Annotated in this window: 24 protein-coding genes; 11 read left to right on the forward strand and 13 right to left on the reverse strand. The window is 64.5% G+C overall.

Annotated elements, in window-relative coordinates:
* Positions 1-243 precede the first annotated feature (243 nt).
* Together F3J45_RS25785 and F3J45_RS25790 are read left to right on the forward strand one after the other, a co-directional pair.
* Positions 244-927 (forward strand): type 1 glutamine amidotransferase domain-containing protein, encoded by a 684-nt coding sequence (locus tag F3J45_RS25785; protein ID WP_167069798.1) that lies wholly within the window; start codon positions 244-246, stop codon positions 925-927.
* Positions 928-1,059: 132 nt separating this feature from the next.
* Positions 1,060-1,881, forward strand: coding sequence for a CSS-motif domain-containing protein (locus F3J45_RS25790; RefSeq protein WP_167069800.1), 822 nt, complete (start codon positions 1,060-1,062; stop codon positions 1,879-1,881).
* Here the strand turns inward: F3J45_RS25790 and hppD are convergent.
* A complete protein-coding gene (gene hppD / locus F3J45_RS25795) occupies positions 1,878-2,954 on the reverse strand; it encodes a 4-hydroxyphenylpyruvate dioxygenase (protein WP_167069802.1) in 1,077 nt (358 codons plus the stop codon). The two genes, F3J45_RS25790 and hppD, sit on opposite strands and share 4 nt — an antisense overlap.
* A 350-nt stretch (positions 2,955-3,304) precedes the next feature.
* Between hppD and F3J45_RS25800 the strand changes: the two genes are divergently transcribed.
* Both F3J45_RS25800 and rarD read left to right on the forward strand, forming a co-directional pair.
* Complete coding sequence (locus F3J45_RS25800) at positions 3,305-4,843, forward strand: EAL domain-containing protein (RefSeq protein ID WP_205300681.1); 1,539 nt, start codon at positions 3,305-3,307, stop codon at positions 4,841-4,843.
* Positions 4,844-4,878: 35 nt separating this feature from the next.
* Positions 4,879-5,766 carry an EamA family transporter RarD gene (gene rarD / locus F3J45_RS25805; RefSeq protein WP_167069806.1) on the forward strand — a complete coding sequence of 296 codons (888 nt, stop codon included), beginning with the start codon at positions 4,879-4,881 and terminating at the stop codon, positions 5,764-5,766.
* Here rarD and F3J45_RS25810 read toward each other — a convergent pair.
* Together F3J45_RS25810 and F3J45_RS25815 are read right to left on the reverse strand one after the other, a co-directional pair.
* Positions 5,729-7,300 (reverse strand): TerC family protein, encoded by a 1,572-nt coding sequence (locus F3J45_RS25810; protein WP_167069808.1) that lies wholly within the window; start codon positions 7,298-7,300, stop codon positions 5,729-5,731. The genes rarD and F3J45_RS25810 overlap by 38 nt on opposite strands.
* 190 nt (positions 7,301-7,490) lie before the next feature.
* Positions 7,491-8,537 carry a lectin MOA-related protein gene (locus F3J45_RS25815; RefSeq protein ID WP_167069810.1) on the reverse strand — a complete coding sequence of 349 codons (1,047 nt, stop codon included), beginning with the start codon at positions 8,535-8,537 and terminating at the stop codon, positions 7,491-7,493.
* Positions 8,538-8,728: 191 nt separating this feature from the next.
* Between F3J45_RS25815 and F3J45_RS25820 the strand changes: the two genes are divergently transcribed.
* Positions 8,729-9,310 carry a LysE family translocator gene (locus F3J45_RS25820; protein WP_167069812.1) on the forward strand — a complete coding sequence of 194 codons (582 nt, stop codon included), beginning with the start codon at positions 8,729-8,731 and terminating at the stop codon, positions 9,308-9,310.
* Between the two features lie 217 nt (positions 9,311-9,527).
* Here F3J45_RS25820 and F3J45_RS25825 read toward each other — a convergent pair whose 3' ends face one another.
* A complete protein-coding gene (locus F3J45_RS25825) occupies positions 9,528-10,313 on the reverse strand; it encodes an AraC family transcriptional regulator (protein WP_167069814.1) in 786 nt (261 codons plus the stop codon).
* 10 nt (positions 10,314-10,323) lie between these two features.
* A complete protein-coding gene (locus F3J45_RS25830) occupies positions 10,324-10,848 on the reverse strand; it encodes a helix-turn-helix domain-containing protein (protein WP_240158163.1) in 525 nt (174 codons plus the stop codon).
* 171 nt (positions 10,849-11,019) lie between these two features.
* Between F3J45_RS25830 and F3J45_RS25835 the strand changes: the two genes are divergently transcribed.
* Entirely contained in the window at positions 11,020-11,802 is a 783-nt protein-coding gene (locus F3J45_RS25835; protein ID WP_167069818.1) for an aldolase, read from the forward strand.
* A 31-nt stretch (positions 11,803-11,833) separates the two neighbouring features.
* Entirely contained in the window at positions 11,834-12,727 is an 894-nt protein-coding gene (locus F3J45_RS25840) for a dihydrodipicolinate synthase family protein (RefSeq protein WP_167069820.1), read from the forward strand.
* A gap of 120 nt (positions 12,728-12,847) precedes the next feature.
* Here the strand turns inward: F3J45_RS25840 and F3J45_RS25845 are convergent, their stop codons facing one another.
* The 3 genes from F3J45_RS25845 to F3J45_RS25855 form a co-directional block, all read right to left on the reverse strand.
* Positions 12,848-14,266 (reverse strand): TIGR00366 family protein, encoded by a 1,419-nt coding sequence (locus F3J45_RS25845; RefSeq protein ID WP_167069822.1) that lies wholly within the window; start codon positions 14,264-14,266, stop codon positions 12,848-12,850.
* Positions 14,267-14,415: 149 nt separating this feature from the next.
* Complete coding sequence (locus F3J45_RS25850) at positions 14,416-15,072, reverse strand: CoA transferase subunit B (RefSeq protein WP_167069824.1); 657 nt, start codon at positions 15,070-15,072, stop codon at positions 14,416-14,418.
* 35 nt (positions 15,073-15,107) lie between these two features.
* Positions 15,108-15,806, reverse strand: a complete 699-nt coding sequence (locus F3J45_RS25855) for a CoA transferase subunit A (RefSeq protein ID WP_167069826.1) — start codon at positions 15,804-15,806, stop codon at positions 15,108-15,110.
* A 140-nt stretch (positions 15,807-15,946) separates the two neighbouring features.
* Between F3J45_RS25855 and F3J45_RS25860 the strand changes: the two genes are divergently transcribed.
* On the forward strand, positions 15,947-16,852 hold the full coding sequence (locus F3J45_RS25860) for a LysR family transcriptional regulator (protein ID WP_167069828.1): 906 nt from the start codon (positions 15,947-15,949) through the stop codon (positions 16,850-16,852).
* Positions 16,840-17,661, forward strand: coding sequence for an aldo/keto reductase (locus F3J45_RS25865; protein WP_167069829.1), 822 nt, complete (start codon positions 16,840-16,842; stop codon positions 17,659-17,661). The genes F3J45_RS25860 and F3J45_RS25865 overlap by 13 nt, the downstream gene beginning before the upstream one ends.
* Positions 17,662-17,754: 93 nt before the next feature.
* Here F3J45_RS25865 and F3J45_RS25870 read toward each other — a convergent pair whose 3' ends face one another.
* Genes F3J45_RS25870 through lexA form a run of 4 tightly spaced genes read right to left on the reverse strand, consistent with a single transcriptional unit; the run spans position 17,755 to position 23,485 of the window.
* On the reverse strand, positions 17,755-20,856 hold the full coding sequence (locus tag F3J45_RS25870) for an error-prone DNA polymerase (protein ID WP_370526484.1): 3,102 nt from the start codon (positions 20,854-20,856) through the stop codon (positions 17,755-17,757).
* Positions 20,832-22,250 (reverse strand): DNA polymerase Y family protein, encoded by a 1,419-nt coding sequence (locus F3J45_RS25875; RefSeq protein ID WP_167069833.1) that lies wholly within the window; start codon positions 22,248-22,250, stop codon positions 20,832-20,834. The genes F3J45_RS25870 and F3J45_RS25875 overlap by 25 nt, the downstream gene beginning before the upstream one ends.
* A 6-nt stretch (positions 22,251-22,256) precedes the next feature.
* On the reverse strand, positions 22,257-22,877 hold the full coding sequence (imuA, locus tag F3J45_RS25880; RefSeq protein ID WP_167069835.1) for a translesion DNA synthesis-associated protein ImuA: 621 nt from the start codon (positions 22,875-22,877) through the stop codon (positions 22,257-22,259).
* On the reverse strand, positions 22,877-23,485 hold the full coding sequence (lexA, locus tag F3J45_RS25885) for a transcriptional repressor LexA (RefSeq protein WP_167069837.1): 609 nt from the start codon (positions 23,483-23,485) through the stop codon (positions 22,877-22,879). The genes imuA and lexA overlap by 1 nt, the downstream gene beginning before the upstream one ends.
* Positions 23,486-23,588: 103 nt before the next feature.
* On the opposite strand from lexA, the gene F3J45_RS25890 reads away from it, so the two are divergent.
* Positions 23,589-24,248, forward strand: coding sequence for an HAD family phosphatase (locus tag F3J45_RS25890; protein WP_167069839.1), 660 nt, complete (start codon positions 23,589-23,591; stop codon positions 24,246-24,248).
* Positions 24,249-24,561: 313 nt separating this feature from the next.
* Positions 24,562-25,281, forward strand: a complete 720-nt coding sequence (locus F3J45_RS25895) for a thioredoxin family protein (protein WP_167069841.1) — start codon at positions 24,562-24,564, stop codon at positions 25,279-25,281.
* Positions 25,282-25,287: 6 nt separating this feature from the next.
* Here the strand turns inward: F3J45_RS25895 and ureG are convergent, their stop codons facing one another.
* Positions 25,288-25,911: an urease accessory protein UreG gene (ureG, locus tag F3J45_RS25900; RefSeq protein WP_167069843.1), complete on the reverse strand. Its 624-nt coding sequence runs from the start codon at positions 25,909-25,911 to the stop codon at positions 25,288-25,290.
* Positions 25,912-25,918 lie beyond the last annotated feature (7 nt).

Genomic DNA, 25,918 nt, shown 5'->3' on the forward strand with positions numbered 1-25,918 from the left:
CCTGGCGACCAATCTCGTGACTCCAGCGTTGCCCAGGGGAAAATCCGTTTCGCGCATCTTCGGCTGCACGGCGTGGGGCCTCCCCCACCCTGGGGCACGAACCCCGGATCGCGAAGCTGCTTCGAGCAACACTAGCACAGCGCCCGCCGCCGCATGGCGCGCGCGCTATCGGCAGCTATGCTGATGAGGTTTTTCCCGCGCCATGGAACGACTGTCCCCTTAACTGCTGATGGGAGCGTGGTGATGAGCAAGAAAATTCTGGTAGTGGTCACCAACACGGCCAAGTATCCCTCCCTGAAGCGGGCAACGGGCCTGTGGCTGGGGGAAGCGGTGCATTTTGTCGAGCCGGTGCAAAAAGCCGGGTACGCCGTGGATTTCGTCAGCCCCAACGGCGGCTACGTGCCGATCGACCCGCACAGCCTGCAGATGGCGCCTGACCTGGACTGGCAATGGTATGACGACCAGGCCTTCATGAGCCGCCTGGGCGCTACTTTGAGCCCCGGCCGGGTCAAGGCCGAAGACTACGACGCCATCTACTACACCGGCGGCCATGGCGTGATGTTCGACTTCCCCGACAACGCCCCCCTGCAGGAACTGGCGCGCAAAATCTTCGAACGCAACGGCATCGTCGCTGCCGTGTGCCACGGTGTGGCCGGCCTGCTGAACATCAAGCTCAGCGACAACAGCCTGCTGCTCAAGGACCGCCAGGTGACCGGTTTCTCCAACACCGAGGAGAAGCTGATCGAGCTGGACAAAGTAGTGCCCTTTCTGACCGAAAACGAACTGGTGGCCCGCGGCGGGCACTACAGCAAGGACGATGATCCGTGGAAACCTTTCGTGGTCGGCGATGGCCGGCTGTTCACGGGCCAGAATCCCGCCTCGACCGGTGTGCTGGCCGAACGGGTGCTCCAGGCGCTGCAAAAGTAACGGCTCCTACGAGCGGGTATTGCTAATCCCACGCCCTTCACGGCCTAGGATGACAGTAGCCGTGAAGCTTGATCCGTAGGCTCTCCATTCGACTGCCCACCACGGGCAAATCGGTCCAATGGAGCGTTGCTCATGTCCAGAATGAGAAATACAGGCTACGGCGCAATGAAGCTGGTGTTGATACTGGCGATCAGTTCGCTGCCCGTGGGGGCAGGGCTCCTGGTCATGGAGTACCAGCAAGCCAAAAAGCTTGAGGGCATTGCCCAGGATTCGGTGCAAGAAGCCATTCATTCCGTGGACTTGGCACTCGACCGCATTCACGCCTCGGCGCTCACGGCGCTGCCGTTGGCCGGTAGGGCATGCGAGGGCGTGCGGGGCCGCCTGGTCGATCAGGTGGTAAAAGCCCCGCACCTTCGGTCACTGGCATTGACCGAAGGCAGCCAGGTGTACTGCAGCTCCAAACAAACCCGTCATATGATCCATAGCAAACTTGAAGACGCGAACCAAGCCTTCGGCCTGTTACTAAACCCACCTTCAATGCCCGAATCGGTGTTGCTCGCCTACCAACTGCGCGAAAACAGCCAGGGCGTCATTGCAACGACCTACGACCTGATCCTGCGCAATGAGCTGCGGGCGTTTCGCACAGGCCTGACGATCGTGCTGGAGTTCGGCGACCAGTACATCTGGTCCGACGGCGACAGCCGCGATGCCGAACGTCCATCACAGGTGGAGTATTTCAAAAAGGGGGTTTCGGCGAAGTATGGCTATGTGGTCAAGGCAGGTTATGCAGAAGGTTATGCCGCGCGTGAAGCGCGCCAGACCATGAGGCAACTGCTGCCCGCCCTTTCACTGATCGGAGTCACGACCGGCGCCATCGCCTACTGGGGGCTGTTCAAACTGCGCGGCAACCGCGGTATGTACCGCCGCCCACTGACGGCGGCACGTAACGCTTAGTCGGCGTTCAGCACGCCACGGCGAACCTGATCGCGCTCAATCGACTCGAACAGCGCCTTGAAGTTGCCCTCGCCAAAGCCGTCATCGCCCTTGCGCTGGATGAACTCGAAGAACACCGGCCCAAGTAGGGTTTCCGAGAAAATCTGCAACAGCAGGCGCTGGTCGCCCGGTTCCGAGGCGCCGTCGAGCAGAATGCCGCGGGCCTGCAGTTGGTCGACCGGCTCACCGTGGCCCGGCAAGCGCTCTTCGAGCATTTCATAGTAGGTTTGCGGCGGTGCGGTCATGAAGCGCATGCCCAAGCCCTTGAGCGCGTCCCACGTCTTGAGCAAGTCATCGGTCAGGAAGGCGACGTGCTGAATGCCCTCACCGTTGAATTGCATCAGGAACTCTTCGATCTGGCCAGCGCCCTTGGACGACTCTTCGTTGAGCGGGATGCGAATCATGCCATCCGGTGCGGTCATGGCCTTGGAGGTAAGGCCGGTGTACTCACCCTTGATGTCGAAGTAGCGGATTTCGCGGAAGTTGAACAGTTTCTCGTAGAACCCGGCCCAGTAGGCCATGCGCCCGCGATACACGTTGTGGGTCAGGTGGTCGATGATTTTCAGGCCCGCCCCAACCGGGTTGCGGTCAACGCCTTCAATGAAATTGAAGTCGATGTCGTAGATCGAGCTGCCTTCTTCGTAACGGTCGATCAAGTACAGCGGCGCACCGCCAATGCCCTTGATGGCCGGCAGGCGCAGTTCCATCGGGCCGGTTTCGATGTCCACCGGCTGGGCGCCCAGTTCCAGGGCGCGGGCGTAGGCTTCATGGGCGTTGCGCACACGGAAGGCCATGCCACACACCGATGGCCCATGCTCAGCGGCGAAATACGAGGCGATGCTTTTGGGTTCGTTGTTGAGGATCAGGTTGATGCCGCCCTGGCGATACAGGTGCACATCCTTGGAACGGTGGGTGGCCACCTTGGTGAAGCCAAGTATCTGGAACACCGGCTCAAGCACACCTGGGGTGGGAGAAGCCAGTTCAATGAATTCGAAGCCCATCAGGCCCATTGGATTGTCGAAGATATCAGCCATGTTCGTGTCCTCATCTGCAGCGAAATATTAGTGAATACGCGGGATGTGGAAGGACGATGGCGGTGAGCACGGGATACCGCGCACGCTGCGGGCGAGGAAGTCACCAATGATCAGCTTGAACCCATGGTATGTCATATGGACCCATTCTCGGTGGGGTTGTCCCTTCGCGTGGGAAGGGGCTTATTGTTGTATTCGTAAATCGATTCTACATTGCGTAAATTACTTTGTCGCGTTTTTGTTGGTTGCCAGGGCTGGCAAACGGCTATCCTCTGCACAGTAACCCTCATCAAGACTAGGCCAGCATGCCCCTTACGGTAAAACGCCCAGCCCGATTGAGCTGGCGCAGCCTATTGCCCTGGGTCGTTGGCATCCTGCCGGTGGCCTGTGGCCTCACGGTGATGCACTGGCAGATCGAGCGCGAGCTGCGCGCCAGCAGCCAGGCCACCACGCGGCAGGTGGTGGAACATGTGGAACATATTCTCGACAACCTCGCCAACGCCGCCCAGGTGCTATTGCCACTGGCCGGCAGCCCTTGCGAGCCCGTCCAACTGACCCTGCGCAGCCAGGTGACGCGCAACGCCTTCGTGCGTTCGACCAACCTGTTCCGCGACAACACCCTGTATTGCTCGTCGCTGTTCGGCGATTTCGACGAGCCGGTCGACGTCAACGACTACACCGACGGCCACCTGTGGTTGATGGACGGCAACTCGGTAACCCCTGGCCACCCCTTGCTGGTTTATCGCCTCAGCGACGGTGCCCGTGGCGCCATCAGCACCGTCGATGGCGACCACCTGGTGACTGCCCTGCGCCTGATCGGCCCCAACGAGCAGCTGCAACTGCGGGTGGGCAATGCCTGGCTGGGCCAGGATGGCAAGGTACATGCCGGGGCCCCAGCCCCGGCGGCCACGGCCGACGTGACCCTGGGCTCGACCCGTTACCCGTTCAGCGTGCACGGTGGCTACGCCGCCGACAAACCGGCACAGCTGCTGCGCAGCCAGTACCCGGCGCTGCTCAGCCTGTTGCTGGTGCTGGGCGTTGTCGCCGCGGGCGTATGCCGCTGGCAGATCCGCCGCGCCAGCTCGCCCAGCGCCGAGCTGCAGCGGGCGCTGGAGGCCGATGAGTTCCTGCCCTACTTCCAGCCGGTGGTGCGCAAGGGCGATTATCGCTGGGCCGGTGCCGAAGTGCTGATGCGCTGGAACCACCCGCGCGAGGGCCTGGTGCGCCCCGACCTGTTCATCCCCTACGCCGAGCACAGCGGGCAGATCGTCGCCATGACCCGGGCATTGATGCTGCATACCGCGCAGAGCCTGGCGCCGTACACGGCGCTGCTGGAGGACGGCTTCCACATCGGCGTCAACATCACCGCCGACCATTGCCGCGACCTGACCCTGCTCGACGACTGCCAGACCTTCCTCCAGCACTTCCCGCCCGGCCGCGTGCGGCTGACCCTGGAGCTGACCGAACGCAAGCTGATCGAACCCACGCCCATTGCCCTGGAGTTGTTCGAAAAGCTCCATGCCATGGGCGTGATGATCGCCCTGGACGACTTCGGCACCGGCCAGTCGAGCCTCAACTACCTGCGCCAGTTCAAGGTCGACTACCTGAAGATCGACCAAAGCTTCGTCGCCATGATCGGCGGCGATGCCCTGTCACAGCATATTCTCGACAGCATCATCGAGCTGTCTGCCAAGCTGGGCCTGGGTATCGTCGCCGAGGGTGTGGAAACCGAGGTGCAGCGCGACTACCTGGCCCAGCACGGGGTGGACTTCCAGCAAGGCTACCTGTTCGGCCGGCCAATGCCGGCAGATGCCTTTCTGCAGGCCCTGGCCGCCCAGCCGGGTGCTGCGCGGTTGCCGCAAGGCGCGCCCCCTGAGATCATGCGCGGCTGATTTATCCGCTCACTCCCCCGTTATCCGAGGCATTCGTGTCAAAAGGCATTATTTCGTCGGTCATGGCGTCCTGCTTGTTCGCTGTGATGTACTTCTATACCTCTCTGCTCGCGCCGCTGGACGGCGAAGAGATCTTTGGCTGGCGCACGCTGCTGACCCTGCCCTGCCTGACCCTGTTCATGCTGGTGAGCAAGGATTTCAAGCGCGTTGGCGAGCTGCTGGCGCGGGTGCGCCAGACGCCTGTGCTGTTGTTGGGCATGGTCGGCACCTCCTGGTTGATGGGCGTGCAGCTGTGGCTGTTCCTCTGGGCGCCGCTGCACGGGCGCAGCCTGGAAGTGTCGATGGGGTATTTCCTGCTGCCACTGGCAATGGTGCTGACTGGCCGGCTGGTGTACGGCGAGCGCCTGTCGCGCCTGCAGAAGGTGGCGGTAAGCTGCGCCGCGCTGGGCGTGGGGCACGAACTCTACCAGCATGGCAGTTTTGCTTGGGAAACCCTGCTGGTGATGACCGGCTACCCGATCTACTTCGTGCTGCGCCGGCGCTGCCGCACCGACCACCTGGGTGGCCTGTGGTGCGACATGTGCCTGTTGCTGCCCTGGGCGCTGTACTTCGTGACCACCGGGCCGCTGTCAGCCGCCGACCTGCAGGCGCACCCGGGGCTGTACGGCCTGATCCCGGTGCTGGGGGCGATCAGTGCTTCGGCGCTGATCGCCTACGTGCTGGCCAGCCGCCTGTTGCCGTTCAGCCTGTTCGGCCTGCTCAGCTACGTGGAGCCGGTGCTGCTGGTGGGCGTGGCCCTGCTGCTGGGCGAAACCATCGGCCCGGACCAGTGGCTGACCTACCTGCCGATCTGGGCCGCCGTGCTGGTGCTGGTGCTCGAAGGCTTCAAGCACCTGCTGCGTCAGCTTCGCCGCTCGGTGTAAGGCGTACCTGCCTGACACGGCGCTCCTCCACCGCCACCACGGTCATGTTCCAGCCGTTCCAGGCCAGGCGGTCACCCACCACTGGCAAGCGGTCCAGCAAGCTCATCACCAGGCCCGCGAGGGTCTGGTAATCCTCGGTGGGGCGGGCGCTGAAGCCGGTTCGCGCCTGCACCTGGCCAAGGTTCAGGGCGCCACTGACCACGAAGCTGCCGCCCTCCTCGACCACCGCCGGGCCTTCCACTTCGCTGGCATCTGGCAACTCGCCGGCGATCGACTCAAGGATGTCGGTCATGGTCAGCAGGCCGGTGAAGTCACCGAATTCGTTGACCACGAAAGCGATGTGGGTCGATTGGCCGCGCATTTGTTCCAGGGCGTTGAGAATGCTGAAGCTCTCCAGCAGGTTCAACGGTGCCTGGACCATCCGCTCCAGGTCCGGCTGGGCACCTGACAGAATCTCCTTGAGCAGCGCCTTCTTGTGCACGAAGCCCAAGGGTTCGTCGATGCGCCCATCGCGGATCAGCGGCAGGCGCGAGTAGGCGGAGTTGGCCAAAGCGTCGGTGATGGCCTGGGCCGGTTGCGCCAGGTCGATCACGTCGACTTCGGCGCGGGCAGTCATCACCGTGCGGATCGGCCGCTCGGCCAAATTCAGCACGCCGCTGATCATGACCCGCTCGCGGCGGTCGAACAGCACCTGCTCCTCGCTCCCCTCGACCAGGTCTGCGATTTCTTCGCCCACCTCGTCGGCCTCGACCCGGCGCCCGCCCAGCAGGCGCAGTACGGCATGGGCGGTGCGCTCACGCAGTGGCTTGTGCTGCTGCAGGCTGCGCTTGCGGCGGGCACGGGCCAGCTGGTTGAGCAGTTCGACGATGATCGAGAAACCGATGGCCGCGTACAGGTAGCCTTTGGGGATGTGCATGCCCAGGCCTTCGGCGGTCAGGTTGAAGCCGATCATCATCAGGAAGCCCAGGCACAGCATGATCACGGTTGGGTGGGCGTTGACGAAGCGCGTCAGCGGCTTGCTGGCCACGATCATGATGCCGATGGAGAAGATCACCGCGATCATCATCACCGACAATTGCTCGACCATGCCCACCGCGGTAATCACCGCGTCCAGCGAGAACACCGCGTCCAGCACCACGATCTGCCCGACGATGGGCCAGAAGGCGGCATGGCGCACCGTGCCGGAGGCCTGGGCCACATGCCCTTCCAGGCGTTCATGCAGCTCCATCGTGGCCTTGAACAGCAGGAACACGCCACCAAACAGCATGATCAGGTCGCGGCCGGAGAAGCTTTTGCCGAACACCTCGAACAGCGGCGCGGTCAGGGTGACCATCCACGAGATGCTGGCCAGCAGGCCAAGGCGCATGACCAGCGCCAGGCTCAGGCCGATCACCCGAGCGCGATCACGCTGATGGGGCGGCAGCTTGTCGGCGAGGATGGCGATGAACACCAGGTTGTCGATACCCAGCACCAGCTCAAGGACGATAAGCGTCAACAGGCCTAGCCAGGCCGTGGGATCGGCTAGCCATTCCATTAGCAGGTACTCATGTGGGACGCGTCACGCAGACGCAGGGGAAGTGGCCGAAACGGCCGGGGACTGGGGGGCTCCGCGAAGGTGCTCATGGTGACCTTGAATGAAATTAGGGAATAAAATCCTACAAGGACAAGCGATTTATTTGATAACAGAAAACTATTACAAAACCTGTAGCAGCCCCCCGCTGCCGTTACAACATGACAAAGAACGGTTGGTAGTTCCACTCCGAAGCACGGTGAATGTTGCGGTTTTGCGGCTCGATCAGGCGTAACCGGCCCTGCTGGTCGATGAACAGGTTGGCAGAATGGGCGCCCCTGTCATTGCTGCCGAAAACGATGCCTACGGCGTAGGGGTAGAGCGCGCTGCGCTCATAGGCATCCTTGCTGGCCTGGCTCTTGTAGGCCAGGGAAAAATCATCGCAGTCGAACACTTCCGGGGTGAAGCGGTAACTGGCCAACCCGGAGTTGTACCAAATCGCCCGTGCATGCTGGTCGGAAATCGCCTCGTAGTACCTGTCGACCGCGAACTGGCGGTAGCCCAGGTCGATAGCGGGCCAGGTTTCCTTGATCAACGCCGCCACTTTGCTGACCGGCACGAGCAGTTTGTGCAGCGAGAAGCGGCTGACCTGCGCAGTGGGCAGCCCCGCCACCGGGCTCAGTTTCAGCCAGCCCCACGAACCGCCTGGGGCATTCAGGACCATGCGTGAGGTGCCAAGCTTCACGCCCAAGGTGAAAGCCGGGACTTCCTGCTCGTTCACGACCGTATTGCCGCTGATGGCCACCTTGAACGTCAGGTGTGGGTAGTTTTCCCAAGCTTTCCAGCCCGCGAACACATACTCGCCCTTGCTGGAGTCGCCATTGGCGAACAGTGACCAGTCCTGGACATCGAGCTCGGCGCACAAGAACATTTCGTTGCGGGCGCTGTCCACTCGCACGCGCAGCGGTACGATATCAGCGCTGTAGGTGTCCGGGTCGCCCAGGTAGGCCCAGCCCCAGTCGCCATAGCCCCGGCGGTGCACGCAGAGCCAGCGGCCATGCTGGTCACGCAGCGCCAGGCGATCTTCCTCGGTGATGTGCTTGAGGCGCAAGGCGTCGCTGAGTTCCCCGGCTGCCTGGTTTTTTTCCGAAAGGTTCGGCTCTGACGGTGGCGGGTCGGGCTCAGGTGCGGGAATCACTTGGCCTATGATCGGGGTGGTCAGGTCGTGCGGCTGATTGGCCACGAGTTTGTGAATGGGCATGGGCAGCTCCTGTTCGAAATGGCCTGGCAGCATGTTCCTGACGGTGGCGGGGCGTCAGGCGGCAAGCCTTCCTGGCCTTTTCGAGCGGTGGCTTGCTCGGTGCGCCGGGCCATCAGGGGACTATTGTTCAATACGCCCTGCCCCCGTGCGCCGCAGGATGGCGGCTCAGTACACGACAAGGAGTGACAGCAATGAGCATCAGCCTTTCCATGGCCGCCTTCGCCCTGGCCGCCTCGATTTCCCCTGGCCCGGTGAACATCGTCGCCCTGGGCAGCGGCGCCCGCCACGGGCTGCGTGCCAGCCTGTGGCATGTGGCCGGTGCCACCCTGGGGTTTTGCCTGCTGCTGGTGCTGGTGGGCCTTGGCCTGCATGAAGTGCTGCAGCGCTGGCCGGCGCTGGGCGTGGCGCTGCATTGGGCAGGCGTGGCTTTTCTGCTGTGGATGGCGTGGAAGCTGGCCAGTGACGACGGGCAGTTGGGTGACGAACGGCAACGGCCTGCGCCTTCGGCCTGGCAGGGCGCCGTGATGCAATGGCTCAACCCCAAGGCCTGGCTGGCGGCGGTGGCGGGTGTGGGCGCCTATACCGGTGGTGAGCAGCAGCTACTGTGGTTGTTTGCGTGGATCTACGCCCCTGTCTGCTTTGTGTCGGTGGCCTGCTGGGCGTGGGCAGGGAGTGTGATTCGCCAGTACCTGCGCGAGGTACGGTACGTGCGGCTGCTCAACCGGGGGCTGGCGGTGTTGCTGGTGGCAAGCGCGGTGTACCTGGTGCTTTGACCAGGGCGCCCCCATGGAACAAATCGTAACTATCTGATTAACACTGCCCCCTGTAGGAGCGAGCGCAGCTCGCGATGGGCTGCAAAGCAGCCCCAGCGTGATGAGCTGCGAAGCTGAAGACCCGGGGCCGCTGCGCGCCCCATCGCGAGCTGTGCTCGCTCCTACCGGGGACAGCGCAGCCCGCGAGGGCTGGGTTATCTCCTACAGGGCATTTGGGTTACGCCTGGCTGGCATCACGGTAATGCCCCGGCGTTGCGGCAAGGTGCTGCTTGAACGCCCGCTGCAAGTGCGCCTGGTCGGCAAAACCGGCCTCCAGGGCCACCTCGGCAATGGCGCGCCCTTTGCGCAGCTGCGCCCGCGCCTGCTGTACCCGCTGGTCCAGCAGGTATCCATGGGGCGTCAGGCCAAAACGCTGGCGGAACGCACGAATCAGGTAGGAACGGGACAAGCCGCAGGCCGCGCAGATATCTGCCAGGCTCAGCGGGTCGCTGCGGTGGGCGCGCATGAACGCAGCGGCGCTGTCCAGTTGCGGATGCGCGGTGTCCGCCTTGGCAGGCACGGCCTCCAGGTAATCAGGGAGCTGCTGGAAAAACCGCGCCAGGCCGGCTTCGCGATCGGCAACCTCGCTGTCGAACAAGTCGGCGAACACACGCAGCAACCGGCCATACAATGGGGCCGAGGTGCTGAAGGTTTGCGCAGGCAACATAAAACCCTGCGCCCGCAGCCAAGGCATGTCGACGAACAACATCAGGTACGACCAGCCCTGCCCCGCGATCGGGTTGCAAGCATGGACCACACCGGGGTTCATCATCACCGTGCTGCCGGCGCTTATCTCAACCTGGTTATCACCGCTCAGGTAGGTGCTGCGCCCACCGGTAACCAGGCCGATGGAAAAACTCTCATGGGAATGGGGCCCATAGCACACCTGGCGCCCATCGCCCACACGCCGAGCCTCGACAAAGGGCAACGCCGGATCCCGCCAGAACCGCGACACCTCGATCATCGCCCTGCCCTCATTCGCCGCCGTCGTGCACCACCACCAGCAACTGCGCCGGTTGCTCGCCTACCGAGCGCAACCGGTGCGGTGTCTGGGCATTGAAATGCAGGGCGTCACCCTGTTGCAACATGACCCGCTCGCTCATGAAGTCCACCTCCACCTGGCCAGCATGGACAAACAGGAACTCCTCGCCCTGGTGCTCCTTGAAGGTCGGGTCGCTGAACGCAGTCGGCGGTTGAATCAGAAACGGCAGCAGGCTGCGCTGGCCCACCTGGCGGGTCAATGCCGCATAGCCCTGGCCTTGGCCATCACCCACCAACGCCTGGCGCTCGCCCTGGCGCACCAAGCTGTACAGGCTCTGGCCGGGCTGCTCTTCGGCGAACAACTCTTCCACCTGAACGTTCAGCGCCCGTGCCAACTTCAGCGCAGCGGCAATCGACGGCGTGTTCAGGCCACGCTCGACCTTGGACAAGTAACTCTTGGTCATGCCGGACTTCTCGGCCAGCGCCTCTAAAGTCACCCCAAGTTTTTTTCTAAGCATTTTCAATCGGTTAGACATTCGAAGCGATTTTCCTGGGCCCACACACTTGCTTATGACACTTTGTGTCATATAGGATTATTTGTGTCACGCCAAACCCCATTCCTTTACCGATCAAAGCACCGGAACAGGGTAACGCCGACATCGCTCACAACGCCAAAGAGGATACTCCCCATGGCTAAGACCCTGACACACAGCAAAGAGCAGCTGGTTCAGCAAGCGCTGACACAGATGCACGGCTCGCTTGCCGATAATACGTGGACTGTACGGGAAAAGCTGGCCCTGACCTGCCGAATTCTCTTCGACCACGGCCACGATTCAGGCCTGGCCGGGCAGATCAGCGCGCGCGGCCCGCAGCCGGGCACCTTCTACACCCAACAACTGGGCCTGGGTTTCGACGAGATCAGCGCCAGCAACCTGCTGCTGGTCAACGAGGACCTGGAGGTGCTTGAAGGCCAAGGCATGCCCAACCCGGCCAACCGCTTCCACAGTTGGGTGTACCGGGCCCGCCCGGATGTCAACTGCATCATCCACACGCACCCGACCCACGTCGCCGCCCTGTCGATGCTCGAAGTTCCGTTGGTGGTTTCGCACATGGACCTGTGCCCGCTGTATGACGATTGCGCATTCCTTGAAGCCTGGCCAGGTGTGCCGGTGGGTAACGAGGAAGGCGAAATCATCAGCGCCGCGCTGGGCGACAAACGCGCCATCCTGCTCTCGCACCATGGCCAGCTGTCTACCGGCAGCAGCATCGAGCAGGCCTGCAACTATGCGCAGCTGATCGAGCGCGCTGCCCGCCTGCAACTGCTGGCCATGGCGGCGGGCACCGTCAAGCCGATCGACCCGGCGCTGGGCCGCGAAGCGCACGATTGGATCGACCGCCCCAAGCGCCACAGCGCCGCGTTCAACTATTTTGCCCGGCAGAGCCTGCGCACCCACGCCGACTGCCTGAACTGACCCCCACTGCCTTGCTTGCGGAGCCCATAAAATGACAACCGATTTCCATGGCATCATCGGCTACACCATCACCCCTTTCAGCACCGATGGCGAACAACTCGACCTGCCGGCCCTGGGCCAGTCCATCGACCGCCTGATCGACAGCGGCGTGCAGGCCATCGCCCCGCTGGGCAGTACCGGAGAAGGTGCCTACCTCAGCGACAGCGAATGGCAGCAGGTGGCCGAATACAGCCTTGCCCAGATCGACAAGCGTGTGCCCAGCATCGTCAGCGTCTCCGACCTGACCACCGCCGGTGCGGTGCGCCGCGCACGTTTTGCCCAGGCCCATGGCGCCGATGCCGTGATGGTACTGCCCGCCGCCTACTGGAAACTCAGCGAAGCCGAGATTCTTCAGCACTACCGCGCCATCGGCGGCGCCATCGACATTCCGATCATGCTCTACAACAACCCGGCCACCAGCGGTACCGACATGCCGGTGGAGCTGATCCTGCGCATCGTGCGCGAGGTGGCCAACGTGACCATGGTCAAGGAGAGCACGGGGGACATCCAGCGCATGCACAAGCTGCAACTGCTGGGTGAAGGCCAGGTGCCGTTCTACAACGGCTGCAACCCACTGGCCCTGGAGGCGTTCGTGGCCGGGGCCAAGGGCTGGTGCACGGCGGCGCCGAACCTGATCCCGGCGTTGAACCAGGCGCTGTACCAGGCGGTGCTGGCGGGTGACCTGGCGCAGGCGAAAGCGTTGTTCTACCGGCAGTTGCCGTTGCTGGACTTCATCTTGAAAGGTGGCTTGCCCGCTACCATCAAGGCAGGCCTGGCGTTGACCGGTTTGCCGGTGGGCGAGCCTCGGCGGCCGGTGTTCGGGCTGGATGAACCAGGGCGCGCGGCGCTGGGGGGCTTGCTGGCAAGCCTCGACAGCCAGGCCTGACACCCCTCTTGTAGGAGCGGGCTTGCCCCGCGAACACCGGCGAAGCCGGTGCCCTGTACCGCGGCGCTTGCTTCGCGGGGCAAGCCCGCTCCTACACGCATCAGCAGTATCAGGCCTGGGTCACGGCATCACCGGCGGCACATACTGCAAGGTGGCGCCCAGCGCCCACAGCAACACCAGCACCAACGGCACATGCACCAGCAACTGCACGAACGAAAAACCAATCAGGTCGCGCGCCTTCAAACCCAGCACGCCCAGCAATGGCAGCATGTAGAACGGGTTGATCAGGTTCGGCAGCGCTTCGGCGGCGTTGTAGATCTGCACCGCCCAGCCCAGGTGATACTGCAGGTCGTTGGCCACCAGCATCACGTAGGGTGCCTCGATGATCCACTTGCCTCCGCCCGATGGGATGAAGAAACCCAGCACTGCCGAGTACACGCCCATCAGCAAGGCATAGGTGTCGTGGGTGGCGATCTGGGTGAAGAACAGCGAAATGTGGTGAGCCAGGGTCTGCTCATCCACACCCTTGACCTGAGTGAGGATCGCGGCAATCGAGCCGTACAGCGGGAACTGGATCAGCACCCCGGTGGTGGTCGGTACGGCGCGGGCCACGGCATCGAGGAAGCTGCGCGGGCGCCAGTGCAGCAAGGCGCCGAGCATGATGAACAGCAGGTTGTAGGTGTTCAGCCCGGAAATGGCCGTGATCGCAGGCTTGGTGGCGAACTCCTGGTACAGCCAGCCAGCAGCCAGCGCCACCAGCAGCAGGATCAAAATCGGGCTGTGCTCCAGCCATTCGCCCGGGCGGGTACGCTGGGGTGCAGGTGGTGCGCTGAAGCTGGGGTCGACGCCGCAATCTTCGGCGCTGCGCGCGCTGTTCGGCCCAGGGGCGGTGGCATAGGCGATGACCAGCGACACGATCACCAGCGCGGCCAACATCACCCCGGACTGCCACAGGAAGATGGTTTCAGTGAACGGAATCACCCCGGTGATCGACAGGATCGACGGTGGCAGGCTGGCCGGGTTGGCCTGCAACTGCGCCGCCGACGACGACAGGCCCAAGGCCCATACCGCACCCAGGCCCAGGTAGGCAGCGGCACCCGCGGCGCGGTAGTCCATTTTCAGTTCCGTGCGCCGCGCCAGGGCACGTACCAGCAGGCCGCCGAACACCAGCGACAGGCCCCAGTTGAGCAGCGACGCCAGCATCGAGATCAACGCCACCCAGCACACGGCGCTGCGGCCGTTTTTCGGGATGCGCGCCAGGCGGTCGATCAGCCGCGCAGCCGGTGGCGAACTGGCCACCACGTAGCCGCCAATGACCACGAAGGCCATCTGCATGGTGAAGGGGATCAGGCTCCAGAAGCCATCGCCGAAGGCTTTGGCGGTGTCGGTCGGCTTGGCGCCCATGGCCAGGGCACCGATGCACACCAGCAGCACGGCCAGGGCGGCGAACACCCAGGAATCGGGAAACCAGCGTTCGGCCCAGTTGGAACAACGCAGGGCAAAGCGGGCGGAGCGGCTGTCTTGGATTTCAGCGGCCACGAGGGAATTCCTTTTATTGGTTTTATAGGTTGGCAATGTGCCCAGCACAAGCACAAAACCCTGTGGGAGCGGGCTTGCCCGCGAATACGATGGCAAATTCACCAAGGCATTCGCGGGCAAGCCCGCTCCCACAGGGTCGGTTATACGTTTTAGAAGGTCATTTCCTTCACGTCGTCCGGCACGATCAGCTTGCCGGCGGTTTTCTCGATGATTTCTTCAACGCTTACCCCTGGCGCGGTTTCGCGCAGGATGAACGCGCCGTCTTCGATTTCCAGGTAGGCAAGGTCGGTCAGCACCTTGCGGATGCAACCGGCACCGGTCAGCGGCAAGCTGCATTGGGGCAGTAGCTTGGACTCGCCGTCCTTGGAAGCATGGGTCATGGTGACGATAATGTTCTCGGCACCGGCCACCAGGTCCATGGCACCGCCCATGCCCTTGACCAGCTTGCCGGGGATCATCCAGGAGGCGATATTGCCCTGCACATCCACCTCGAAGGCGCCGAGCACCGTGAGGTCGACGTGGCCGCCACGGATCATTGCGAACGACTGCGCCGAATCGAAGATCGACGCGCCACGGCGAGCGGTGACGGTTTGCTTGCCGGCGTTGATCATGTCTGGGTCGAGGGTGCTTTCGGTGGGGAACTCGCCCATGCCGAGCAGGCCGTTTTCCGACTGCAGCATCACATCCATATCGGCCGGTACGTAGTTGGCCACCAGGGTCGGGATGCCGATGCCGAGGTTGACGTAGTAGCCGTCCTTCAGTTCACGGGCGACGCGTTGCGCCATCTGTTCGCGGGTCAGTGCCATGGTCAGGATCTCTTTGTTGTTCTGATGGACGGCGCTCAGGCCTTGACGGTGCGCTTTTCGATGCGTTTTTCGAAGGTGCCGACGATCACGCGGTCAACGAAAATGCCCGGCGTGTGGATTTCGCTGGGCAGCAGCACGCCGGGCTCGACGATTTCTTCCACTTCGACCACGGTGATCTTGCCGGCGGTGGCGGCCAAAGGGTTGAAGTTCTGCGCGGTGTTGCGGTACACCACGTTGCCGTAGTGGTCGGCCTTCCAACCCTTGACGATGGCGAAGTCGCCGGTGATGGACTCTTCAAGGATGTACTTGCGGCCCTTGAATTCGCGCACCTCCTTGCCCTCGGCAACCGGGGTGCCGTAGCCGGTGGCGGTGAAGAAGGCAGGAATACCGGCACCGCCAGCGCGCATCTTCTCGGCCAGGGTGCCCTGTGGGGTGAGTTCGACTTCCAGTTCGCCACTGAGCAACTGGCGTTCGAATTCGGCGTTTTCCCCCACGTAGGAGGCGATCATCTTGCGGATCTGCCGGTCTTCGAGCAGCACGCCCAGGCCAAAGCCATCGACCCCGCAGTTGTTGGAAACCACGGTCAGGCCCTTGACGCCAAGGCGCTTGATTTCGGCAATCAGGTTCTCAGGGATACCGCACAGGCCGAAGCCGCCGGCCAGTAACGTCATGTTGTCGGTCAGGCCTGCCAGGGCCTCTTCATAGGTTGCTACGCGCTTGTCCAGTCCGGCCATGCTGATCCGCCTTTTGTAGTTGTTGAACCGACGAGGCTGTCGGTGAGCGTGTGTGACCATCTTCACCGCTGGCGACTGATTTGTTAATTTTGTTTTCATCATCGATTGATAACTTTTCCAAAACAGCGATCGGGGCAGTCATGAACGTCAAGCAACTGCGCGCCTTCGTCGCCGTGGCCAAGTACCAGAGCTTTGCCCAGGCCGGCGAACACCTGCATGTCTCCCAACCGGCCCTGAGCCTGACCATCAAGGCGCTGGAGGACAACCTCGGCGGCGCCCTGCTCACCCGCACCACCCGCAGCGTCAGCCTGACCGCCGAGGGCGAGGTGCTGCTGCCGCTGGCCCGGCGCCTGCTGGCCGACTGGGACGACACCGAGGAAATGCTGCGCCAGCGTTTCACCCTGCAACTGGGCCGGGTGTCGGTGGCCGCCATGCCGGCGTTCGCCGGCAACCTGCTACCGCATACGCTCAAGGTGTTCCGCCAGCGCTACCCGAAGGTCAATGTCACCGTCCACGACGTCATCAACGAACAGGTGCTGGAACTGGTGCGCCACCGCCGCGTCGAACTGGGCATTGGCTTCGAGCCGGAAAACACCGACGGGCTGAACTTCCACCCGCTGTACATGGACCGGTTCGTTGCCGTGGTGCCCGCTGAATCACCCCTTTCCCGCCTGGCACAGGTCAGCTGGGCGCAGCTGCTGGCCGAGGACTTCATTGCCCTGCAACGCCCGTCTGCCGTGCGCCTGCTGCTGGAGCAGAATGTCGCGGCGCAGCACGGCAAGCTGGCGGTGGCGTTCGAAAGCCACCAGCTGTCGACCATCGGCCGCATGGTCGCCAGCGGGCTGGGGGTGAGTGCGGTACCCGCGCTGTGCATCAACCAGATGCAGGAGCTGGGCGCACGCTGCGTCACCCTGATTGAACCCGCTGTAGAGCGGCGCATCGGCGTCATCGCCCTGAGCGACCACAAGCTGTCCACCGCCGCCCAGGCGCTGCTCGACGTACTGCTTTCCCATACCCAAACCCCGGAGGTGACATGCGTTACGTGAAACTGGCAGGTTGCGAAGTGCCCGCCATTGGCCAGGGCACCTGGTACATGGGCGAGGATCCCGCTCGCCGGGCGGCGGAGGTGGCGGCCCTGCAACAGGGCATCGAACAGGGCATGAGCCTGATCGACAGCGCCGAGATGTATGCCGAAGGTGGCGCAGAGGAAGTGGTCGGCCAGGCCATTGCCGGGCGCCGCGAGCAGGTGTTCCTGGTCAGCAAGGTCTACCCGCACAACGCCAGCCGCCGCGGCGTGCCGGCGGCCTGCGAGCGCAGCCTGCAGCGCCTGGGCACCGAGGTGATCGACCTGTACCTGCTGCACTGGCGCGGGCAGTACCCGCTGGAGGAAACGGTCGAGGCCTTCGAACGCCTGCGCGAGGCGGGCAAGATCCGCCACTGGGGGGTGTCCAACTTCGATGTCGACGACCTGCGCGAACTGAACGCACCTGCTTGTGCCACCAACCAGGTGCTGTACAACCCGGCGCAGCGCGGTATCGAGTTCGACCTGCTGCCGTGGAGCCGGCAACGGGGCTTGCCGACCATGGCTTATTGCCCGCTGGCCCAGGCCGGGCGGCTGTTGCAGCACCCGATCATGCAGGAAATTGCCGAACGCCATGGCGCTACGCCGGCGCAGGTGAGCCTGGCGTGGGTGACGCGCGAGGATGGGGTGATCGCCATTCCCAAGGCCGTTTCGCCCGAGCATGTGCGGTTGAATGCGGCGGCGGGGGAACTGGCCTTGAGCCGGGAAGATTTGCGGGCGATTGACCGGGCGTTTGCGGCGCCTACCCGCAAGCAGCAGCTGGCGATGGTCTGAAAGAGCGTGCGGGCTTCTTCGCGGAAACCCTGGGGCCGCTGCGCGCCCCATCGCGAGCTGCGCTCGCTCCTACCCGCGAGGAGGCCCGTGCGGTTAATGGAAATCCCGGCTTCTGACATCCAGTCCCTGCAACAACGGGCTGATGTCTTCCAGGCGCCGGGCGATCAAGTGCCGCACGCCCTGCTCCTGCTCCAAGCGCCCACTTACCTTGAGCAACTGAGCCCCCACCAGCGCCCGCCGCTGCCGCTCGGCCAGGTCACGCCAAACCACCACATTGACCATGCCGAACTCATCCTCCAGGGTGACGAAGGTCACCCCGCTGGCCGTTTGCGGGCGCTGGCGCCCCACCACCAGCCCGGCCACGGCAATCGCATCGCCATGCCCGACATCCGCCAACTCGCCTGAACTGCGACAGCCCAATGCCCGCAGGCGGGTGCGCAGCAAGCACAACGGATGGGGCCCCAAGGTCGTGCCCAAGGTGTCATAGTCGGCCAGCAAATCCTCGCTGACGGTGGGTACTGGCAATACCACCTGCGCTTGCGGCTGCGCCTGCACTTCGGCAAACAGCGGCAACTGCGGCTGCACCGCCGCCACCTGCCAGCGTGCCTGGTGGCGGTCTTGCGCCAGGGCACGCAGCGCACCCGCATCGGCCAGCCGGGCACGGGCACGGCTATCGAGCCCGGCACGCAGGCAGACGTCTTCCACATCGCGCCACGGCCGCTCGGCCCTGGCCTGCGCCAGGCGCCGGGCATCGGCCTCGTTGAAACCACGCACCTGGCGCAGCCCCAGGCGGATCGCCAACACCCCGTCGCCATCAGGTTCCAGGGTGCAATCCCATTCGCTGTGCATCACATCCACCGGCCGCACCTCGATACCCTGGCGGCGCGCCTCCTGCAGCAACTGGTCGGGGCTGTAGAAGCCCATGGGCCAGCTGTTGACCAGGGCGCAGGTGAAAATCGCCGGCTCATGGCACTTCAGCCAACTGCTGGCATAGCACAGCAAGGCAAAGCTGGCCGCGTGCGACTCGGGGAAGCCGTAGCTGCCAAAGCCCTTGATCTGCTCGAAGATACGTTCGGCGAAGGCCAGGTCGTAGCCGTTGCGCAGCATGCCCTGCACCAGCCGTTCACGGTGGGGCTCCAGGCCGCCATGGCGCTTCCAGGCCGCCATGCTGCGGCGCAACTGGTCGGCTTCGCCGGGGCTGTAGTCGGCGGCGACCATGGCCAGCTCCATCACCTGCTCCTGGAACAACGGCACGCCCAGGGTGCGCTCGAACACTTCCTTGAGCTTTTCCGAGGGGTAGGTCACCTGCTCCTTTTTCAGGCGCCGGCGCAAGTACGGGTGCACCATGTCGCCCTGGATCGGCCCGGGGCGCACAATCGCCACCTCGATCACCAGGTCGTAGAAGGTGTTGGGCCGCAGCCGCGGCAGCATGGCCATCTGCGCCCGCGATTCGATCTGGAACACGCCCATGGTTTCGGCACGGCTGATCATCGCGTAGGTGGCCGGGTCTTCGCCGGGGATGGTCGCCAGGGTCAACTGCCGGCCACGGTGGCGCTGCAGCAGGTCGAAACAGCGGCGCAAGGCGCTGAGCATGCCCAGCGCCAGCACATCGACCTTGAGCAGGCCGACCATGTCCAGGTCGTCCTTGTCCCACTGGATGACCGTGCGCTCGGCCATTGCGGCGTTTTCCACCGGCACCAGATGGTCCAGCGGCTGTTCGGAAATGACGAAGCCGCCCGGGTGCTGCGACAGGTGCCGGGGAAAACCGATCAACTCGCCCGCCAGCACCAGGATACGCCGCAGCGAGGGGCTGCCGGGCTCAAAGCCCGCCTCGCGCAAACGCTGTTCATCGGGTATCCGGTCACTCCAGCGGCCGCAGCACTTGGCCAGGGCATCCACCTGGTCGGCCGGCAGCCCCAGCACCCGCGCCACGTCACGCACCGCGCCCGCGGCATGGTAGGTGTTGACCACCGCCGTCAGCGCGGCGCGGTGCCGGCCATAGCGGCGAAAAACGTACTGGATGACTTCTTCGCGGCGGTCGTGCTCGAAGTCCACATCGATATCGGGCGGCTCGTTGCGTTCACGTGACAGGAAGCGCTCGAACAACAGCCGATGCGCCATGGGGTCGAGCTCGGTGATGCCCAGCACGAAGCACACCACCGAATTGGCCGCCGACCCCCGGCCCTGGCAAAGGATGTGCTGGCTGCGGGCGAACGCGACGATGTCGTGCACGGTGAGGAAATAGCTCTCGTAACCCAGCTCCTCGATCAGCCCCAGTTCCCTGGCCAGCACTTCACGTACTTTGCTGCTTGGGCCCGCCGGCCAGCGCAGCGGCAGACCGCGCTCGCACAGCTCGCGCAACCAGCTGGCGGGGCTATGGCCTTCGGGTACCAGCTCGCGCGGGTATTGGTAGCGCAATTGGCCAAGGTCGAACTGGCAGCGCTGCGCGATCACCAAGGTTTCCGCCAGCAGGTCGGCCGGGTACAGTTCGCCCAGTTGTTCCCGCGAGCGCAGGTGGCGCTCGCCGTTGGCGAACAGAAAACGCCCGGCCTCGGCCACGCTGCAGTGCTGGCGGATGGCGGTCATGCAGTCTTGCAGGGCACGGCGCCCACGCACATGCATGTGCACATCGCCACAGGCGACGGCGCGGATCCCCACGTGCCTGGCAAGCGCGAGCAAGCGGGCCAGGCGCTGGTCATCGGCGCTGCCCCGGTGCAGGTGCACGCCCAGCCACAAATGTTCGGCGAACACGCCCTGCAGCCATTGCCCAGGCTGCGGGTCGTCTGGCTCGTCGGGAATCCACAGCGCCAGCAAGCCTTCATGGTGCTGCAGCAGGTCGTCGGCGAACAGCTGGTACTCGCCCTTTTCGGCCCGGCGCCGGGCGCGGGTGATCAAGGCGCACAGGTGCTGGTAGCCCGTGAGGTTCTGCACCAGCAGTACCATCTTGGGGCCATCCTGCAAGCGTACTTCGCTGCCGACGATCAGGCGCAGTTGCCGGGCCTTGGCCGCCTGCCAGGCGCGCACCACACCGGCCAGGGTGCATTCGTCGGTGATCGCCAGGGCCTGGTAGCCCTGCTCGTGCGCCCGCCGAAACAGCTCTTCGGCGCTGGAGGCGCCACGTTGGAAGCTGAAGTTCGACAGGCAATGCAATTCGGCATAGCCAGGGCCGTTCATGCGAACCAGCCTTGCAGCCACAACGGGCCGGGCTGAGCCAGGTCCTGGTAGGCCCAGCCGCGCAGGCCTTCACGGGTTTCGATGCAGTAGTAGTCGCGGCGCACGTCGCCGCCATCCCACCAGCCCGACTCGATGCGCTCGGCCTGCCCCAGTAAGCGGTGGCCAGCGTTGCCCAGGGCCTGCGGGGTGGGCAGCAACCAGCCAGGGCGGCTGCCGGGTGCGGCGGGCAAGCTGCCCTGGGCGCCCTGCTCGGCCTGCTGCCAGGCGCATTCCGGGCGATGGTCGGCCTCGGCGCGCAGGCCTTTGACCGCTTCATCGCCCAACCGCGCACGCAGGCGCTCGCGCAATTGCTCCCACGGCTGGGCCTGTTTTGCCCGTGGGTCGAACAGGGCCTGGTGCTGGGGCACGAACGGCGGCAAGTCGTCGGCGACCAGCCGCAGGTTGCGCACCGGCGCCGGGATGCGCAGTGGCTCCAGGCGCCCCCGGGCCAGTTCGAAGAGCATCGCGGCATCCCGTTCGGCGGCCAGCAGGCCCACTGGTAGCCGGGTGTCGGGGCCTTCTGCGTGCTCCAGGTGCAGCACGAAGCGCTGCACGCCACAGTCACGCCCGGCGAGGAAGGCAGCCAGGTCGTTGAGCATGCGCCGTAGCGGGAACAGCAAGGCCTGGTGCGATTCGACGTCGAAGTTGAGTTCCAGGCGGGTTTCGAAGCGGTCTGGGGGCTGGTAGAAATCCAGCCCCAGGGTACGCAGGCCGAGCAGTTGGTCCAGGTGCAACTGCACCGGCGCGGCAAAACGCCTGGCCAGGGCATCACGCGGCAACGCCAGCACCTGCCCCAGCTGGCGCAGCCCCATGCGTGCGAAGGCTTCAGCGGCGTCCGCTGGCAGCCCGACACGGTTGACCGGCATGCGCGCCAGCGCCGCGCGGGTATCGTCGTTACTGAGCAATGCCAGGCCGTCATGGCCGTTGGCAAGCATGCGCGCGGCCACCGGGTTGGTGGCCAGCACGATACGCTGGCGCAACCCCAGTGCGGCCAGTTCTTCACGCAGGCGCGCCTCGAACACCGGCCAAGGGCCGAACAGCTGCAGGCTGGCGCCCACTTCCAGCAGCACGGCGCGGGGGTAATGCAGGCTCACCTGGGCGCTGAACCGGTAGGCCCAGGCGGCCAGCAATTGCTGCAGTTGCTCGATACGCGCCGGGTCGGCTTCCACGCACTGAAAGCCGTCGGCCAGCGCCCGCGCGGCTGTCAGCGTTTGCCCCGCACGCAGGCCAAGCGCGACCGCCGCGGGGTTGACCGCTTGCACCACACGCCGCTGCACCGGGCCACCGATCAGTACCAGGGGTGCATCGGCATCGTCACGCTCGCGCAGGATCGAGTCCAGCGCCAGCTGGGGCAAGAGAATGCAGGCCCAGAGCATGGCCCATCAGCCCCGCCCGGGGCAGGCGATAGGTGCCGCTGGCGGCAGGCCACCACGGCACTTGAGTACGCGCCACTGCGCCGGCCGGGTATCGATGGCGATACGCAGCGCCGCCGGCGACGGGTTGTGCGCGGCCTGTTGCGCCCGGCAGGCGAATGCCAGCGCCTGACCGGTTTCAGCGGCCACCTGCAACCGGCGCAGGGCGCGGTCGTCGGCGCGTTCCGGCCAGCACAGCACGGCGGCGCAACTGCCGGAGCGCAAACATTGTTCAGCCGCCCAGAGGCTGTCGGCCTGCGCGGCATTCACCTGCACCAGCCAGCGCAAATCCACGCCAGCGGCCTGCCAGGCCGGGGCGTAGGGAATGAACGGTGGCGCAACCAGCACCACCCGCCCGCCCTCGCCGCTCAGGCGTGCCAGGGTCGGCCACAACAACTGCAGTTCACCGCAGCCCGGGCTGGCCAGCAGCAGCTCGCTCAGGGCCGCTGCCGGCCAGCCGCCATCAGGCAGGCGCTGGTCGAGCGTGGCATGGCCGGTGGGTTGCAGCCCGGTGGGGCGAACCTGGCCCTGGCGGCCACGCCAGACCTGGCGCTGGTCGAGCAGCCGATCAAGGTCGACCACCGCGCCCATCAGTCACGCCTCAGCAGGCCGCAGAACACGCCTTCGATGAAGAACTCGTGCTCGGGGCCCACGTCGATCGGCGCGTAGGCCGGGTTGCGCGGCAGCAGCCGATAACCGCCAGGCTGGCGCTGCAGGCGCTTGATGGTGACTTCGCCGTCCAGGCGGGCCACTACGATTTGCCCGTCGCGTGCATCGCCCTGCTGGCGGATGCCTACCAGGTCACCGTCGAAAATACCGTCGTCGACCATCGAGTCGCCGCGCACCTTGAGCAGGTAGTCGGGGGTACGGCGAAACAGGCTGGGGTCGAGCAGCAATTGTTCGTGAATGCCGAGGTCCGGGCCGATTGGCGCACCGGCCGCCACCTGGCCGAGCACCGGCACTTCGAGAATTTCCGGCCGGCGCAAGGGCTCGGCCAGGCGGATGCCCCGCGCCTGGTTCGGCGTGACGTCGATGTAGCCGGCCTGGCACAGCGCGGTGATGTGCTTGCGCGCCACGCTGCGCGAGGCGAAACCGAAGCGGCTGGCGATGTCGGCCAGGCTCGGGGGCTGGCCATGGTCGGTAATTCGTTCGCGGATGAACGCGAGAATTGCCCGGCGTTTGGGAGTGAGATTGTCCATGGGGTACATTTGTACTCTTTTTGCCGCACACTGAACAGCCCCCTTTATCGTGCGCTTTGGTTATCATCCCTGCGCTTTTGTTTTTTGATTACCTGGATACCTGATGCTGACTGCCCTGCTGTTCGATCTCGATGGAACCTTGACCGACACCGACACCCTGCATTTGCAGGCCTTCCGCCAACTGCTGCACGACCATGACGGCCGCGAACTGACCCAGGCGCAATTCGATGCCCAAGTCAGCGGCCGCAGCAACGGCGAGTTGTTTGCCGAATTGTTTCCCCATGCCGACAAGGCGCAATGCCAGGCATTGGCCGAACGCAAGGAGGCCTTGTTCCGTGAACTGGCACCTGAACTCAAGCCACTGCCGGGGCTGTTGAACCTGCTGGACCATGCCCGGGCCTGGGATATCGGCATGTGCGTGGTCACCAATGCGCCCCGGCTCAATGCCGAACACATGCTTGCGGCCATGGGGTTGCAGTCGCGTTTTGAACATGTGCTGGTGGCGGACGAACTGGCCCGGCCCAAGCCGGACCCGCTGCCCTACCTGACCGGGCTGCAACGCCTTGAAGCCGTGGCAGGCGAGGCGCTGGCGTTCGAGGATTCGCTGCCGGGGGTTGCGGCGGCGAGCGGCGCGGGGATTTTTACCGTAGGGATTGCGACCACGCAGGCGCCGGAGCGTTTGATCGAGGCTGGGGCCAAGTTGGTGGTGAAGGATTTCAATGATCCGCGGTTGTGGGAATTGATCGAGGCCATGCACGGGTGAGGGTTCGGGTGGCCTCGGGTTCGACGGGAGAGGTGTAGCGCCTGTGAGATCGAGCGCCGCCCGCGCGGCGCATCGCGAGCTGCGCTCGCTCCTACGTTTGTTTCGGGCCAGTAACGCCTGTGACAAGCGCGTGAGAACAGACGTAGGAGCGAGCGCAGCTCGCGAAGCGCCGCGCGGGCGGCGCTCGATCTCATAGGCGCCACACCTCTACCGCCCTACACCCCCAAACCACTCATCACCTCCCCACCCAACCCTGTCGATTCCCTACCCCGCAAATCGACCAACTGCTGAACCCTCTCACGGAGTCAGCCTCATGAGCACCCAACACCCGGTCGTCTCGCGCGCCCAATGGCTAGCCGCCCGCCAACAACTCTGGCTGCACGAAAAATCCCTCACCCACCAGCGCGACGCACTGGCCGCCGCCCGTCAGGCCCTGCCCTGGATGAAGGTCGACAAACCCTACCGCTTCACCGGCCCGAACGGCGAACTGGGCCTGACCGACCTGTTCGCCGGGCGCAGCCAGCTGCTGCTCTACCACTTCATGTTCGCCGAAGGCTGGGACGAGGGTTGCCCCGGCTGCTCGTTCCTGGCCGACCACTTCGACGGTGCCAACCTGCACCTGGCCCATCACGACGTCTCACTGGTGGCGGTGTCACGCGCGCCCTACGAACAATTCCAAGCCTTCCGCCAGCGCATGGGCTGGCAGTTCCCTTGGTATTCCTCGGCAGGCAGTGGTTTCAACGAAGACTTTGGCGTAAGTGTCGGCGGCGAAGGCGAACGCCAGTACAACTACGAACCCTACAACGGTGGCGAAAGCGAACTGCCAGGCCTGAGCGCGTTTTTCAAGGACCAGGATGGCACCCTCTACCACACCTATTCCACCTACGCCCGCGGCCTGGATATTATGGTCAACACCTACAACTTCCTCGACATCGCGCCCCTAGGGCGCAACGAAGCGGGCACCATGGACTGGGTGCGGCATCACGACCGCTACCAGGGGCAAGCACAAAAGCCGCACTGCTGCCATGAATGAGGGGCGTCAGTTCCTCACACCGAGCATGCCGCGCTCGACGATGAAGTCGATCACCGCTTGCAGGCCCTCGCCTTTCTTCAGGTTGCTGAACGTCCAGGGGCGCTCCGGGCGCATGCGCCGGGTGTCGCGCTCCATCACCTCCAGCGAGGCCCCCACGTAAGGCGCAAGGTCGGTCTTGTTGATCACCAGGAAATCCGACTTGGTGATGCCAGGGCCGCCCTTGCGTGGGATTTTCTCGCCTTCGGCCACGTCGATGACGTAGATGGTCAGGTCGGCCAGCTCTGGGCTGAACGTGGCACTCAGGTTGTCGCCGCCACTTTCAACGAAGATCACTTCCAGGTTACCGAACTTGCGCGCCAGCGCTTCGACCGCCGCCAGGTTCATCGAGGCATCTTCGCGAATTGCGGTGTGCGGGCAGCCGCCGGTTTCCACGCCGACGATGCGCTCGGGCTCCAGGGCACCGGCCTCGGTGAGGATGCGTTGGTCTTCCTTGGTGTAGATATCGTTGGTGACCACGGCGATCTGGTAGTGGTCGCGCATGGCCTTGCACAGGCATTCGAGCAGCGCGGTCTTGCCGGAGCCGACCGGGCCGCCGACACCGACGCGCAGGGGTTGCTGATAGCTTTGCATGTAGGCA

The sequence above is a fragment of the Pantoea sp. Ap-967 genome, from assembly GCF_011752565.1.
In the GTDB taxonomy this organism is placed as follows: domain Bacteria; phylum Pseudomonadota; class Gammaproteobacteria; order Pseudomonadales; family Pseudomonadaceae; genus Aquipseudomonas.